Source organism: Streptococcus halitosis (genome assembly GCF_027691175.1).
Classification (GTDB): domain Bacteria; phylum Bacillota; class Bacilli; order Lactobacillales; family Streptococcaceae; genus Streptococcus; species Streptococcus halitosis_A.
On the sequence record NZ_JAQFBD010000001.1, the window covers coordinates 101,735 to 118,194 of the forward strand.

Genomic DNA, 16,460 nt, shown 5'->3' on the forward strand with positions numbered 1-16,460 from the left:
GAGGTTGTAAAAGTTCATCTCTAATAAAATAGTCATATGTCAAACTTAGAAAGGAATATAGAAAGTGAAAAGTTTTAAAATTTACAAGGGAAGACATGAAAAATTTTCTCTACGAAAGAAAAATGTTGGACTTGTTTCGATTGCAATCGCTAGCTTGGCGATATATGGAGTAGCGCTTGGCACACCAACTGTACAAGCAGATGAAAACAACAATCTGAGCAGTCTAGTAGAGACTAGCTCGACAACTGATGTGAAATCAGAAAATAATAGTGATCAATCAGTAGTGGTGGAGTCAGAGAAAGTATCTTCAGCCACAGAAGTTAAGGAAACAGAAAAAGCTACTAGTCCAGCACCAACTGTTGAACAAGCAGAAAAGGAAGTGTCAGTTTCAAAAACTGCACCTAAAGTGGAAGGAGCAGACAAAAAATCCGTAGCTCCTTCAAACTCGACAGCAGTCGCAAAAGAAATTCCAGCACCTGTTGAGTCTAAGCCGGCTGAAAAGTCTACTGATGGGCAAACAGCAGCTACTCCTCGTTCGACTGCTCCGGTACGTACGCGCAGAAGTTTGCAACAAAACCCAACTCAAATCTCGAATTTTTCAGTAACGGTTACGACTAAAGATGGAACTGTTATGCGTTCAGGTGATACAAAACCTTTGCCTGCTCAAGAAGTTCCCTTTGACAAGGTTCAAATGGACTTTAAAATCACACAAGATGGGACGCTGAAAAAAGGTGATGTTCTCCGTATTCCAGTCAAATTGGAAAATAATGCCTACGGTGCTTACTATGCAAATCTTGGTTCTGGAACATCAGAGCGTATCGAGGGTGTCGGAACAATTAAATTTGTGCACTCAGATCCAAATAATCTGGCCTATGAAATTACATTAGACCAAAGTTTCCAAGATATGCCTCAAAATACTGAAAAGACGGTATCGGTCACTCAAAAAGCAGCGACTATTGGGAAATTTACAGCAAAATCAAGTTATGAAAATATTATTTTAGAAATAAATGGCAATAAGTTTACTTTTAAACCAACACCAAGAACATTTGAGAAAGCACAGGCGCCTTTTGCTGTTTATAATAGTGCAAGTAGCGATAGAGCAAATTCAATAAAAATAGGCACTTCAACTGGGGATGCAAATTATTATAATAATTTATTGTCAAGCGATGGTATCAACCCTGGACAAACAGGAATTCCAAATGGTGATATCATTTCTGTCCATCGTATAAAACCAGGTAATGGGTCAAAAATTGTTAGTATCAAACCAGACCTTAAAAGATATACTTCTACTTTAGCAATTAGTGAGGATGGAAAATATCTTGTTAAAGGAGATACTTCAACTTCTATTAGCATCAATTCAGATCCAGATAATAAGTTAATAAATCTACCTGCAAATTCAACAAATGATACTATTCTTAAAGCATTAAAACAAGCGGGTAAAAACTCTTCGGTTGTTATTGATAATGGAGATGGGACCTACACAGTTGCTATTAATTTAGGAAAAATGACAGGAAATGGTGCTACTACCTATCATGATATTTGGCCAACTGACGACTATGCTCAAATGGGCGATCAGTATCAAGAAATTAATAGAACAGAAGAGGTTAACAGAAAAGTTAGTAGTATTTTAAAAAATGCTAATGTTATTCAAGGTACAGGTCATTCAACTCGGATTACTTTTGCAGATTCCTCAATTAAGAATACTATAACGAATGAGTCAAGAAGTTATAGTTATAACGTTGATGACAATGGTAATGTAACTAAGCTTAAAGAAGAAACGATTTCTGCCACAACAACCCCATCCGTTGCGCGTGCTGTGGGTCAGAAGAAGATCACAATACACTATGTCGATACAAACGGCAAGGAAATTGAAACTCAGGACTATAAATATGGTTATCCAGCAGGAGGAACTGCCACTCCAACCCCTGATTATAACGCTAATCCAAAAACAATTACAGGCTATACACTTGTAACAGCTGATACGGCAATCGCGTCGTATGGTACACAGTTAAAGACTACTAAACAAATTCCATTTACTAGCAACGACCAAGAATTTTATTATGTCTATTCAGCCAAAAAATCTAGTGCCAAAGTTACGTATATTGACGATGATACTAACGGAGGAAAAGTTCTTGAAACGAAGGATTTGAATGGTTTTTATGGGCAGACTGATCCTTATCGAACAGCTGAAACCATTAAGACGTATACCGATCAAAATTATGAACTTGTTTCAGACAATTATCCAACAAATGGTGTAACCTATAATGAAAATCTTCAAACCTTTGAAGTTCATTTGAAACACAAAAAGACGTCAGTAGCAGAAGAAAAGACGGTTAAGGAAACTATCCATTATACATACGAGGGTGGTGCACCAGCAGCTCCAGACCATACTAGTAGCTTAAAATTCACCAGAACAGCAACAACTGACCTTGTTACAAATGTTACAACTGGTGATTGGACGGCGGAAAATGGAACAAGTTTTGCAGCCGTAACATCACCAGCAATCAAAGGCTACACTCCAGACTTAGCGGAGGTTCCAGCAGTTGACAATATTACGGCTAACAGTGCCAATATCGAAAAGACAGTCGTTTACAAAGCTAATCCAGCTAGTGCAAAGGTCACTTACATTGATGACACAACAGGAGAAACGCTTGAAACGAAGGATTTGAATGGACTTTATGGTCAGACTGACCCTTATCAAACAGCTGCCACTATTAAGAAATATACCGATAAAAATTATGAACTTGTTTCAGACAATTATCCAGCAACGGGTGTAACCTATAATGAAACTCTTCAAACCTTTAAAGTTCATCTACGTCATAAGGGAGCTGCAGTTCTAGAAACAAAGACAGTCACAGAGACCATCAAGTATGTTTATGAAGATAACACACAGGCAGCGGATACGAAGGTTCAGACTTTGAAGTTCTATCGGATTAACAACAAGGATCTGGTGACTAATAAGATTGTCTATAAGGGTCCTTGGATCCTGTCTACCGGAACCTTCCCAGAGGTAGTTTCTCCAAAGATTGATGGTTATACACCAGATAAGGCAACTGTAGCAGCCGTTGAACAGATTACGGGAGATAGCGCAGATATTGAAGAAACGGTTACCTATAAAGCAGATAAGCAAAAAGTAACCTATACCATCATTGACGACACTGCCCAAAAAACGCTGAAAGATAAGGAAGTACTTACCAGCGGAGGCTCTGATACTCCTCTTCCAGACAGTGCCCGAGAAAAATACGATTTAATGGTGAATGCTTATCTAGCTCAAGGTTATGAATTGGTTTCGAAAGACCAGCTTCCAGCTAAGTTTGACCTTGACAGTAGCCACGATCAAAATGTAGTTGTTCACTTGAAGCATGGTACCACTGATATCCAAGAAAGCAAGGATGTAAACTTGACTGTTCGTTACCACGGTGCCGGTGACCAGACACCAGAAGACAAGGTGCAAACAGCGACTTGGACTCGTACAGTAACAAAAGATAAAATCACAGGCACAGAAGTTTCTGCCACAGCTTGGACAAGCGATAAAGCCAACTATGATGCAGTCCCATCGCCAGTGATTCCAGGCTATAGCGTAGATGTCGAGACAGTTCCGTCTGAAGCCGTTACTCAAGAAAACATTGTTAAGGATGTATATTACACAATCCAAACGCAAAAAGTTACTTACACAGTTGTAGATGAGATAACCGGCCAGACTTTAGAAAATCAAGTTGAATTGACAACAGGTGAGTCAGGTGCAGCTCTTCCAGCCGCAGCTCAAACGAAATACGACACCGTAGTTGCCAACTACTTGGCACAAGGTTACGAAGTGGCTTCTAAGGATGCTCTGCCAGGTCAATTTGACACAGACAGCAGTGTGGATCAAAATGTAGTCATTCGCTTGAAACACAAAGTATCAACTTCTACAGAAACCAAGACTGTAACGCAAACGATTAACTACCTCTACGAGGATGACAATACACCAGCAGCTCCAGAGAAGAAAACGACCTTGACTTTCTCTAGAGAGATGAAAACAGATGAAGTGACGAAGGTTACTACACCAGGTGCTTGGACTCCGTCGGTCGGAACCTTCCCAGAGGTAATTTCTCCAGTTGTGGATGGTTACACCCCAGATAAGGCTAAAGTTGACGCGGAAAATGTAACTGCTAATCAGGAAGATATCACTGTTACGGTTAAATACAAGGCAGACAAGCAAAAAGTAACCTATACCATCATTGATGATACAACCAATACCACACTGGAAGATAAGCAAGAGCTTACAATTGGGAACTCTGATACACCTCTTCCAAATGACACAGAAGCTAAGTATAATTCAATCGTGGATGCTTACCTAGCCCAAGGTTATGAATTGGTTTCGAAAGACCAGCTCCCAGCTAAGTTTGACCTTGATAGTAACTATGACCAAAATGTAGTGGTTCACGTGAAACATAAAGTGTCAACTTCTACAGAAACCAATACTGTAACGCAAACGATTAACTACGTCTACGAAGAAGATAACACACCAGCTGCTCCAGAGAAGAAAACGACCTTGATTTTCTCTAGAGAGATGAAAACAGATGAAGTGACGAAGGTTACTACACCAGGTGCTTGGACTCCGTCGGTCGGAACCTTCCCAGAGGTAGTTTCTCCAACTGTTGATGGCTACACGCCAGATAAGGCTAAAGTTGACGCAGAAAACGTAACTGCTGATCAGGCTGACATCAAGGTTACGGTTAAATACAAGGCAGATAAGCAAAAAGTAACCTATACAATCATTGATGATACAACTAATACTATTTTGGAAGATAAGCAAGAGCTTACAATTGGGAACTCTGATACACCTCTTCCAAATGGTACAGAAGCGAAGTATGATTCAATCGTGGACGCTTACCTAGCCCAAGGTTATGAATTGGTTTCGAAAGACCAGCTTCCAGCCAAGTTTGACCTTGACAGTAACCACGATCAAAATGTAGTAGTTCATGTGAAACATGGTACAAGCTCTAGCCAAGAAAATAAAGCAGTGACTATGACAGTTCGCTACCATGGTGCCGGTGGTCAAACTCCAGCAGATAAGGTACAAACAGCGACTTGGACACGTACCGTAACGACAGACAAGGTAACTGGCTCTGTTGTGAGCACGACGGATTGGACAAGCGACAAGGCAAACTACGATGCTGTCCCATCGCCAGTGATTCCAGGTTACACTGTGGATGTTGCGACTGTTCCATCAGAAGTGGTTACTCAAGAAAACATTGTTAAAGATGTTCATTATACTGCTCAGAATACAGCTCAAACCCAAAAGGTTACTTACACAGTTGTAGATGAGACAACCGGTCAGACTCTGGAAAACCAAGTTGAATTGACAACCGGTGAATCAGGTACGGTTCTTCCAGCTGCTGCGAAAACGAAATACGACACTGTGATTGCAGGCTACTTGGCACAGGGGTACGAAGTGGCTGCTAAGGATGAATTGCCAGCTCAGTTTGACACCGACAGCAGCGTAGACCAAAACGTGGTGATTCGCTTGAAACACAAAACGGTTTCAGTTGAGGAAACCAAACAAGTAAGCATGACAGTTCGCTACCACGGTGCCGGTGGTCAAATCCCAGCAGACAAGGTGCAAACAGCGACTTGGACACGTACCGTAACGACAGACAAGGTAACTGGCTCTGTTGTGATCACGACGGATTGGACAAGCGACAAGGCAAACTATGACGCAGTCCCATCACCAGTGATTCCAGGTTACACAGTAGATATTGCGACTGTTCCATCAGAAGTGGTTACTCAAGAAAACATTGTCAAAGATGTTCATTATACTGCGGTACCAGTAACTCCAGAAGTTCCTAATACTCCGGATACTCCAGTTAAGCCAGAACCTCCAGTAACTCCATCAACTCCAGTCAAACCAACTCCTCCAATGACACCGCTCACCTCAGGACATCCAGCTTCACCAGCTACTTCAGCATCAGTTCTTCCACGAACAGGTGAATCTCAAGTTGGTTCAAGCCTTGTAACGCTGACAGGTCTAGGTTTGCTTCTATCAGTTCTTGGTTTGGCAGGACGTCAGAAAAAAGAGGATTAATAAACTTTTTATAAAGTATAAACAGTCCAGTCATTCATTGAAGAAATACTATACATGGCTTAAAGATGGATGATCTAGTGGGAAAAGCTCCGCAAGCAACCTTAGTTGGTTGACTTGTGGGGCTTTTTCCTTGTTTTACAGAATGAGACTTAGGCAAAGAAAATACAGAGTCTGTTCGCTAAAACAGAAAGGAGGCGGCATCATTTAGTGATGCCGCCTCCTTTTTATTTTAAATCTTGCACTAATTCGGTATTTTTTACTGAAAAGGCCTCCGCTAAAAGATCGAGAATAGCTGTAACTGCTGCAATAAGTGTGAGTGAAATTCATTCTGCTGTAATGAACCGTCCACCAAACAGGAAAAATGGAATAAACCAGTTAAAAATCCCTGTTAATGGGAAGAACCATTGATACCTCCTTTTTTACCAGCAGAAAAGCCACATGACAATTCGACACTAGGAGCCAAAAGGTAAAAATAAAGCAGGCTGTAGCCCATCTCATCACCTGTAATTCCACTCAATCCTCATAATAGCACAGGGCATAAAAAACTATGACTGTTATGAGAGGAAAAAATGCTGTCTTAATAAATTGTTCGTGTTCAGTCTCCTGCCCAAAATCCTGTATAATCATTGTTTTAAGGATTTTTTCGACATGCGAAGTAAATTGCCAAAAGAATAAAGGTAGGGATATTTGCAAGCAAAAAAGTTAAGGAAATCAGACAGAAAATCTCCCACCAGGTCATGCTGTTAGTATGGGCAAGAGAAAAGACCATCAATAAAGAAAAGGCAAAAGTTATGCCCGGCAGGATTAAACCAAGCCACTTGCTTTCTTTTTTGGAGAGAAAGGTCTGTAATAGAATTTCTCCAGTCAGGATTGGCAATATGATAAATGAAACGATTACGGTTCTCATTTGTTTCAACTCCCTCCATCATTTTGATATTCAGACGTTACTATGTCAGACGAATCAAAGGAATAGATGTATTGGAGCTTATAAGAACAGTTTCTTTACCTACAGTCTCCAGAATACCCATTTCATATTGAAAGTAACACTAAATAAAGCAAAAGTCAATCAAGATATTATTGTTTAAGAGAGACGGAGTAGCTGTTCTTGAAACTATCTCTAAGCCGTCTATATAAGATATTTTGAACTGACTATTATCCCTATTCTTTTCGGATCTATCTTTGAGAGCAAGGGATACAATAGAAAAAAAGGCTTGGAAGTGGTATAATGAGGCTACAGAGATAGTTTGGAGGTATGACCATGAAAAAGTTACTACTGGTCCTAGGTGCTAGTATGCTAGTCTTATCTGCCTGCCACAGAGCGACAGAGGATGGCGTAACTAGTCCGTCAATACCAAGGGAGCAACAAACCAAGGAAACAACCAACTATTTTCACTATTTAGCAGATTCCTATCAAAAGGCTCTTTCGCACGAAAAAGAATCCAAGGATACAAGTGTTCAGTCACCTATGGCTGCTACAGTTGCAGCCATGGAAGAACTCCAGTTATCTAATCCGACTGATCAAGCCTTGATTATGAAGAACTACTCAGATTTTCAGAAGCTAATCCAATACAACACCGAAAAGTGGGAAGAAGAGTTTGCAAGTTGGGCTTCTTCTATGGGGCAGTCCTATCATAGACTAGAGCATAGAAACTTTGATGAAAAGAATGATCTCATCAAAAAATTAGAAGCAACAACTGTCTCTCAGAAAAGTGTCAAATGGAATGTTTTTGGAGTATCGAGTGACAATGCCTATGATTACTTGGTTTTGGATGCCTACTATGACAATCAGGACAAACATTTCTACCTATTTACACTGAAGGATGGGCAAGCACAGGTCTTGCATACCGATAAGACACTGGAAACTATCCCTACTGCAAATTTTGAAGAGACTGAGAATACAGACTTAGCGCAACGTTTTAAGGAATTTCTATTAAAAACAAGTGTAACCACAGAGAGCGAGCCAGATACAGATAATAGTTCTTTAATAGACAAGATAAAAACAACCATGGAATCCTATTCGGATAGTAAAGGTGAAAGATTTAAGTCAACTAACTTAGCAACATATGGTCACTACTATGGACTAGCAGTGCCAGACCAGATAATGCAATTTGGACAAGTAGATGGGGTGAATTATACTTTTAAATGGTATGGGTATAGTGCAGGTTCAGGTTCTGGGCGGTTTGAAATCCTAGCTTGCTATGTGAATGAAGCAGAGACAGAGGTGATTCTCTTTGGCTATAAGGATGGTAATCCTGCTCTTTTACACACCGAAGGAAGACCAGAGATTGATAAAAATGAATCAGGGGCTATCATAAATGCCCAGGTTCATTTTGTCGAGTTTCATCACCCAATATTAGAACAAGTTTTCAATTAGTAAAGAGGGAATACATTTATCGTATGCAGAGTGTTTCTCGTGAAACCTATTTCTTATAAAAAACTTCTCCACAAAAAATAATTTGTGGAGTTTTTTCTATAATTAGTAGTTTAACCTAGCCTTCAAATAGGAGTATACTAATAATGTAATCGTTATCAAACCTAAAAATTCGATGAAATCAGTTTTTAGGAATAAAAAGGGAGGAAATTATGAAAAAGTTTTCAAAGACCTTGAGAGATAACTGGATCTTTCTCTTGATGGTTTTACCAGGGGCACTCTGGTTGATTCTATTCTTTTACATTCCAGTATTTGGGAATGTGGTCGCCTTTAAAGACTACCATATGACCAGTAATGGTTTCATAGATAGTATTGTGAATAGTAAATGGGTCGGGTTAGATAATTTCAGATTCTTGTTTAGTTCAAAAGATGCCTTTATCATCACTCGTAATACCGTTCTCTACAATCTCGGCTTTATCTTTATCGGTTTGATTGTATCAGTAGGGATTGCCATCATCCTCAGCGAGCTCCGCTCTAAGAGAATGGTTAAGATTTTCCAAACGTCTATGTTGTTCCCTTACTTCCTGTCATGGGTTATCATCAGTTTCTTTACAGATGCCTTCCTAAACATTGACAAAGGGGTCTTCAACCATTTCCTAACATCCATTGGCATGAAGGAAGTCAACTTCTACGCTGACTTAGGCATTTGGCCATACCTTCTCCTTTTCCTAGGTATTTGGAAAGGCTTTGGATATAGCAGTGTCATGTACTATGCGACGATCATGGGAATTGACCCAACCTACTACGAAGCAGCAACAGTGGACGGGGCTAGCAAGTGGCAACGTATTCGCAACGTAACTATTCCTCAGTTGACTCCACTTGTAACTGTATTGACCATCCTTGCAGTCGGAAATATCTTCCGTGCAGACTTTGGTCTCTTCTATCAAATCCCACACAATGCTGGTCAGCTTTACAATGTAACCAACGTTTTGGACGTATATGTCTTTAATGGTTTGACTCAGACAGCAGATATCGGTATGGCTTCAGCAGCCGGTCTTTACCAATCCGTTGTCGGTTTGATTCTGGTTATCCTATCAAATTTGCTTGCAAGACGAGTCGATCCAAACTCAGCTTTGTTCTAGAAAGGAGGAGAATATGGCAGAAAAGAAAATTAAAAAAGAAAAAATCGATAATGTCGGCATTCACTCCTTCAGTAAGAAAGCAGATATCTTCTTTAGTATTATCTCTGGTTTGATCGCTCTTTCTTGTATCTTGCCCTTTATCTTCGTTATCATCATTTCGGTGACAGATGAAAAGAGCATCCTCCAGTATGGATATAGCTTTTTCCCTTCGAAGTTTGGTGTAGATGGATTCCAGTTCCTAGCTCAGTTTAAAGATAAGATCCTCCAAGCGCTCTTTATCTCAGTTTTTGTAACCGTAGTCGGAACAGTGACCAACGTCTTCATTACAACTACTTATGCCTACGCCATCTCACGGACAACCTTTAAGTATCGCAGATTCTTTACGATCTTCGCTCTTCTTAGTATGTTGTTCAATGCTGGTTTGGTACCAGGCTATATTGTGGTCACTCGCCTGCTTCAACTGGGTGATACCGTTTGGGCCTTGATTGTTCCAATGCTTCTCTCACCATTCAACATCATCTTGATGCGTTCCTTCTTCAAGAAGACCATTCCAGAAGCCATTCTCGAATCTGCTCGTATCGATGGTGCCAGTGAAGCTCGGATCTTCTTCCAGATTTGTTTGCCCTTGTCACTTCCAGGTATCGCAACCATCACGCTTTTGACAGCTCTTGGTTTCTGGAACGACTGGTTCAACGCCCTTCTTTACATCAAGAGTGACAACTTGTATCCATTGCAATATTTGCTTATGCAAATCCAACAAAATATGGACTACATTGCAAAAGCAGTCGGCCTATCTGGCCAACTGGGAGTTGCTCTACCAAAAGAAACAGGTCGTATGGCCATGGTTGTTGTTGCAACCCTTCCAATCGCGATTCTGTATCCATTCTTCCAACGCTACTTTGTTAAAGGGTTGACGATCGGTGGTGTGAAAGAATAGCACTTGTTGAGAAACACCGTTTCTCCCTTCCCAACTTCATCTTAGTGACTGAAGTTACAAATCATTAAATCGTTTATAAGTTTAAAAATAAAAAAAGGAGTTTTTATCATGAAAAACTGGAAAAAATATGCTTTTGCATCTGCTAGCGTAGTCGCTTTGGCTGCTGGTCTTGCTGCTTGTGGAAACCTTACAGGTAACAACAAAAAAGCTGCAGATACTACTTCAGGTGAAAAACCTGTAATCAAAATGTACCAAATCGGTGACAAACCAGACAACTTGGATGAATTGCTAGAAAATGCAAACAAAATCATCGAAGAAAAAGTCGGTGCTAAATTGGATATCCAATACCTCGGATGGGGTGACTATGATAAGAAAATGTCTGTTATCACATCATCTGGTGAAAATTATGATATCGCATTTGCATCTAACTATGTCGTAAATGCTCAAAAAGGTGCTTATGCTGACTTGACTGATTTGTACAAGAAAGAAGGAGCAGAGCTTTACAAAGCACTTGACCCAGCTTACATCAAAGGGAACACTGTAAACGGTAAGATCTATGCAGTACCAGTTGCAGCTAACGTTGCATCATCTCAAAACTTTGCCTTCAACGGCGCTCTTCTTGAGAAATATGGCATCGATATTTCAGGTGTCACTTCATACGAAACACTTGAACCAGTCTTGAAACAAATCAAAGAAAAAGCTCCAGACGTAGTACCATTTGCGGTTACGAAGAACTTTATCCCATCCGATAACTTTGACTACCCAGTACCAAATGGACTTCCATTCGTTATCGACCTTGAAGGGGATACTACTAAGATTGTAAACCGTTACGAAGTACCTCGTTTCAAAGAACACTTGAAGACTCTTCACAAATTCTATGAAGAAGGATACATTCCAAAAGACGTAGCAACAAGCGACACTTCATTTGACCTTCAACAAGATACTTGGTTCGTTCGTGAAGAAACAGTAGGACCAGCTGACTACGGTAACAGCTTGCTTTCACGTGTTGCTAACAAAGACATCCAAATCAAACCAATCACTAACTTTATCAAGAAAAACCAAACAACACAAGTTGCTAACTTTGTCATTTCAAACAACTCTAAGAACAAAGAAAAATCAATGGAAGTGTTGAATCTCTTGAACACAAACCCAGAACTCTTGAACGGTCTTGTTTACGGTCCAGAAGGTAAGAACTGGGAAAAAGTTGAAGGTAAAGAAAACCGTGTACGCGTCCTTGATGGATATAAAGGAAACACTCACATGTCAGGTTGGAACACTGGTAACAACTGGATCCTTTACATTAACGAAAACGTTACAGACCAACAAATTGCAGATTCTAAGAAACAATTGGCAGAAGCTAAAGAATCTCCAGCACTTGGATTTATCTTTAACACTGACAGTGTGAAATCTGAAATTTCAGCAATCTCTAACACAATGCAACAATTCGATACAGCTATCAACACTGGTACTGTAGACCCAGATAAAGCAATCCCAGAATTGATGGAAAAATTGAAATCTGAAGGTGCCTATGAAAAAGTCTTGAACGAAATGCAAAAACAATACGATGAATTCTTGAAAAATAAAAAATCATAAGCTCGATTGATTTCGTGTATTCATTCCTAATTCCTAAAAATGTGATCACTGCCTTCCTTAGTTCTCTAGGGGAGGTAGTGATTTTTAGGATGTAAAAATGAAAACAGTGGTTCTGAGGGTTTATGCGATGTGATACACATACATCTATAGGGGATTTATTATGAAAAAATATCGCCTTCTTTTCAAAATGAGTGCTGTCTTCTCTTACCTATTTTTCGTATTTGGCCTTTCTCAGCTGACGCTTATTGTCCAAAACTATTGGCAATTTTCTTCCCAGATTGGCAATTTCTTCTGGATTCAAAATATCCTGAGTTTGCTATTTATCGGAGTCATGATTTGGATTCTGCTTAAGACAGGCCATGGCTATCTCTTTCGCATTCCGAGAAAAAAATGGTTCTGGTATTCAATCCTGACAGTCCTAGTAGCGGTAGTTCATATATCTTTTAATATTCATACAGCTAGATATGTTCAGTCAACTGCGGAAGGTTGGGCTCTACTGATTGGTTTTAGTGAGACTAATTTTGCCGAATTGGGTATCTACATATCCCTGTTCTTTCTAGTGCCGCTGATGGAAGAGTTGCTCTATAGAGGATTGCTTCAACACGCCTTCTTTAAACATTCGCGATTTGGTCTTGATTTGCTCCTTTCTTCTATTTTATTTGCTCTCCCTCATTTTTCAATCCTGCCTAGTCTGTTAGATATCTTTGTTTTTACAACATTTGGAATCATTTTTGCTGGTTTGACACGCTATACCAAGAGCATTTATCCATCCTATGCGGTGCATGTGATCAATAATATTGTAGCGACCTTGCCATTTTTGCTGACTTTTTTACATAGGGTGTTTGGGTAAAATACTGGCTGGAGAGTTAGGAATTATAGTTTTTCAATTTATCAGCGAATTTCAGGAGGAAAATGAGAATGACACCATTAAAATGGTTCGCTGGAGGAAGCGAAAGGCGTTGTGAAGCGATGACCATCATTGATCATCTATTGGAAGATATAAAGGCTGCGCCTCAACTTGCTCCCCTGAAAAATCAGTTAGTGATTTATAAAAAACGATTAGAGGATGATGGAACCTCTACTCCATTTATTCTGAGTCAAATGAACGTCGACATCTCACGTGTGTTAATTGATAACAATCTGGGTTTGTCAGAAAGTCAAGCTAAGCAAATCAAAAAATTGAGAGAATTATCTGCGATTCGCTATGGTTACTGATGAAGTGCAGTGGCAGATCTCTCTATACAATTTCCGGTCAAATAAATTGCATTCGTTTTCTCAAGTGGGTATACTAGAATAGTTGAATGAAAAATTCTGAAAATTTAAGAATAGAAAAGAGAACAAATCTTATGGCAAAAGATATTCGTGTCTTACTTTACTACCTCTATACTCCAATTGAAAACGCAGAGCAATTTGCGGCAGACCACTTGGCTTTCTGTAAATCAATCGGTCTCAAAGGCCGTATCCTAGTCGCTGACGAGGGAATTAACGGGACTGTTTCAGGTGACTACGAAACAACTCAAAAATACATGGACTACGTTCATAGCCTCCCAGGCATGGAAGACCTCTGGTTCAAGATTGACGAAGAAAATGAACAAGCCTTCAAGAAGATGTTTGTTCGCTACAAGAAAGAAATTGTCCACCTTGGTTTGGAAGACAATGATTTTGACAATGACATCAACCCACTTGAAACAACAGGTGCTTACTTGTCTCCAAAAGAGTTCAAAGAAGCCCTTCTTGACGAAGATACCGTTGTCCTTGACACGCGTAACGATTATGAGTACGATCTAGGACACTTCCGTGGAGCTATTCGCCCAGACATCCGCAACTTCCGTGAGTTGCCACAATGGGTTCGTGATAACAAGGAAAAATTCATGGACAAGCGTGTCGTGGTTTACTGTACAGGTGGAGTTCGCTGTGAGAAATTCTCAGGCTGGATGGTCCGTGAAGGCTACAAAGATGTTGGTCAATTGCACGGAGGAATCGCAACTTATGGTAAAGACCCAGAAGTTCAAGGTGAGTTTTGGGATGGGAAAATGTACGTCTTTGACGAGCGTATCGCAGTTGATGTTAACCATGTCAACCCTACCATCGTAGGGAAAGACTGGTTTGATGGAACACCATGTGAACGTTATGTCAATTGTGGAAATCCCTTCTGTAACCGTCGTATCCTAACATCAGAAGAAAATGAAGACAAGTACCTTCGTGGCTGCTCACACGAGTGCCGTGTTCACTCACGCAACCGCTATGTTTCAGAAAATGAATTGACACAAGCAGAAGTAATCGAGCGCCTAGCAGCTATCGGTGAAAGCTTGGATCAAGCCGCTACAGTATAAAGCAAACAGCCCCTAAGGGCTGTTTTTCTATGCTTTTTATCTAAAAATCTAAAATTTGTTTCTGTATCTTTCAGGAAAATAGGGTATACTATATGTAAACGATTTCAAAGGAGGCCAGTTATGGCGAAAACATTTTTTATCCCAAATAAAGAAAGCATTCTAGGACAACAGGAGGTCTTGACTGCCAAGTCTATTTTAGCCTTGGTGGAGGGCTTGGAGTCACACAGTTATGATGCGGTCTATCTCCGTCAGCCCCTCAATCGTCTCGAGTATATCGAGTGTGGGATTGTAGGTCAGTCGCAATTTCTCTTCAAGGTGAACTATGCGGATAGTCGAAAAGGCTATCAAGTAGTGATTCCAGACTTCCTTACTAGAGCGGACTGGGAGATTGTAGAAGCTCTCCTCCAAGCCCTATCAAGCAAGTTGGGGCAAGTGGCAGAAGGGCTAGAAGGATTTGACTTTGAAGCTTATTTCCGACAAACAGTCAAGCATTATCTAGCGGATAAGGCGGCTCGTCTGGTATACTGCCAAGGACTCTTGTCCCCTATCTATCTCAACAAGGAATACCTCGAGAGCTTTTTGGCTGAGGATGGATTGGCACGTTTTGAAGAGCTAGTCAAGAAGGTTCAAGGATCTGATGCCTACCTTGCCAGTGTGAAATTTTACCCAGACGCCCAAGGCAAGGTACACGGTATCTATCACCTAGCCCAGGGAGTCAAGACGATTTTACCAAAGGAACCCTTTGTACCAGCTCCTTATACCGAGCAGCTGGCAGGCAAGGAGCTTATTTGGGAGATTGACCTAGTGACGATTTCTGGTGATGGCTCAAAAGCAGAAGACTATGAAGCCATCGCTCGCTTGGATTATGCAAGATTCCTAGAGTCATTACCAACAGCATTTTATCAGCAACTAGATGCTAATCAATTAGAAGTACAACCCATCCTAGGACAAGACTTTGAGGAATTGGCAGCCGTCAAGTAGCCACGGCTCAAAAAAGAGTAAGCATAAAAATCCCTGTCATTAACAAATGGCAGGGATTTTGGTTAAAAGAAGGTCAGGATGCGAAGGTAGTCAACTGTCAGCGCGAGCTCTGCAATGAAGAAGGGGAATAGAATAGCGCCATCAAGTAAGACAGCTAGCAAGAATCGATAAAATGGGTCAAGGCTACTAGTCTTACTTGGCTTGCTAATCACAAAGAGATTTCCAAGGGCAAAGATGGTCATGCTTAGAAGAGTGAGGATGCCAGCGAATCGCAAGCCACCAAAAAGTGCAAAGAAACTTGCTAGAGCTGTTAGGACAAGCGGGATAGCAAAGAGTCGGCTGTAACGATCGCAAGCTTCTTGGAATGTGAAGTCGCTCTCCTGGTCCAGTACACGTCGGACAGTAAAGCCTCCCAAAATGATAGAAAAGTAGAATAGAGCGCTAGCAACCAAGATAGAAAGTCCAGCAAAGAGATCTAAAGGAGGGAGCTGATTAGGTAAATTATTGGCAATAGAGGCCATATAGCCATAGTAGAGGCGTTTGATATGATAGATACTAAAGAAAAGATTAATAGAAGACAGCAAGGTGAGTAGTGCAAAGACACTGTAACGATGCTTTTGGTCCGTAGTCTTGCTAGCAGTTGGTTCTTGGATAGCATCCAGCAGCCAAGTCCAAAACAGTGTGATTTCTTCTTTGAATCGGGCTGTTTTACGAGGGTCAATATCTGGGATATAGGGGCTTTCTAAAGCCTTGCTGAGGATGCTTTTCTCTTTTGCAGGTTTTTCTTGGTTGCGTTCTTCTTCAGCTTTCCCTTCTCCCTCTTCCTCGGTTTGGGTTTCTTCTATCGTTTCGGGAGCTTCCTCCTCATGCCTTTCCGACTCTTTAGGTGAGATAGGAGTTTCTTGGTTTGCTTGTGATTCGGTCTCTACAATTTCCGAAGTCTCTGGTTGGTCGGGCTGGATTTCCGATTTCGACTGAGCTGATTTCTTCTCAAGATCGGCGCTTTCAAACCATTCTTGTGTCATGGTGGAACCTC

Annotated in this window: 12 protein-coding genes; 9 read left to right on the forward strand and 3 right to left on the reverse strand. The window is 40.7% G+C overall.

The window, feature by feature from the left end:
- The first annotated feature begins 64 nt into the window (after nt 1-64).
- Nucleotides 65-6,067: a mucin-binding protein gene (locus PG086_RS00475; RefSeq protein WP_270747152.1), complete on the forward strand. Its 6,003-nt coding sequence runs from the start codon at nt 65-67 to the stop codon at nt 6,065-6,067.
- Nucleotides 6,068-6,455: 388 nt separating this feature from the next.
- On the opposite strand, the gene PG086_RS00480 is transcribed toward PG086_RS00475, so the two are convergent.
- Nucleotides 6,456-6,584, reverse strand: coding sequence for a hypothetical protein (locus PG086_RS00480; RefSeq protein WP_270747153.1), 129 nt, complete (start codon nt 6,582-6,584; stop codon nt 6,456-6,458).
- A 114-nt stretch (nt 6,585-6,698) separates the two neighbouring features.
- Nucleotides 6,699-6,983: a hypothetical protein gene (locus PG086_RS00485; RefSeq protein WP_270747154.1), complete on the reverse strand. Its 285-nt coding sequence runs from the start codon at nt 6,981-6,983 to the stop codon at nt 6,699-6,701.
- Nucleotides 6,984-7,325: 342 nt separating this feature from the next.
- Between PG086_RS00485 and PG086_RS00490 the strand changes: the two genes are divergently transcribed.
- The 8 genes from PG086_RS00490 (at nt 7,326) to PG086_RS00525 (ending at nt 15,424) form a co-directional block, all read left to right on the forward strand.
- On the forward strand, nt 7,326-8,441 hold the full coding sequence (locus tag PG086_RS00490) for a DUF4767 domain-containing protein (protein ID WP_270747155.1): 1,116 nt from the start codon (nt 7,326-7,328) through the stop codon (nt 8,439-8,441).
- A 209-nt stretch (nt 8,442-8,650) separates the two neighbouring features.
- On the forward strand, nt 8,651-9,580 hold the full coding sequence (locus PG086_RS00495; protein WP_000714584.1) for an ABC transporter permease: 930 nt from the start codon (nt 8,651-8,653) through the stop codon (nt 9,578-9,580).
- Between the two features lie 13 nt (nt 9,581-9,593).
- Nucleotides 9,594-10,517: a carbohydrate ABC transporter permease gene (locus PG086_RS00500; RefSeq protein ID WP_000818344.1), complete on the forward strand. Its 924-nt coding sequence runs from the start codon at nt 9,594-9,596 to the stop codon at nt 10,515-10,517.
- A 108-nt stretch (nt 10,518-10,625) separates the two neighbouring features.
- A complete protein-coding gene (locus PG086_RS00505; RefSeq protein ID WP_270747158.1) occupies nt 10,626-12,110 on the forward strand; it encodes an ABC transporter substrate-binding protein in 1,485 nt (494 codons plus the stop codon).
- Nucleotides 12,111-12,270: 160 nt separating this feature from the next.
- Nucleotides 12,271-12,960, forward strand: a complete 690-nt coding sequence (locus tag PG086_RS00510; RefSeq protein WP_270747160.1) for a CPBP family intramembrane glutamic endopeptidase — start codon at nt 12,271-12,273, stop codon at nt 12,958-12,960.
- A 68-nt stretch (nt 12,961-13,028) separates the two neighbouring features.
- Nucleotides 13,029-13,325: a bacteriocin immunity protein gene (locus PG086_RS00515; RefSeq protein WP_270747162.1), complete on the forward strand. Its 297-nt coding sequence runs from the start codon at nt 13,029-13,031 to the stop codon at nt 13,323-13,325.
- Nucleotides 13,326-13,456: 131 nt separating this feature from the next.
- The gene (locus tag PG086_RS00520; protein WP_057488929.1) at nt 13,457-14,443 is read left to right on the forward strand and encodes a rhodanese-related sulfurtransferase; all 987 of its coding nucleotides are present in this window, start codon (nt 13,457-13,459) and stop codon (nt 14,441-14,443) included.
- A gap of 120 nt (nt 14,444-14,563) precedes the next feature.
- The gene (locus PG086_RS00525) at nt 14,564-15,424 is read left to right on the forward strand and encodes a DUF4299 family protein (RefSeq protein ID WP_270747166.1); all 861 of its coding nucleotides are present in this window, start codon (nt 14,564-14,566) and stop codon (nt 15,422-15,424) included.
- A 62-nt stretch (nt 15,425-15,486) separates the two neighbouring features.
- Here PG086_RS00525 and PG086_RS00530 read toward each other — a convergent pair whose 3' ends face one another.
- Entirely contained in the window at nt 15,487-16,449 is a 963-nt protein-coding gene (locus tag PG086_RS00530; RefSeq protein ID WP_057488931.1) for a DUF6574 domain-containing protein, read from the reverse strand.
- Between the last annotated feature and the right edge of the window lie 11 nt (nt 16,450-16,460).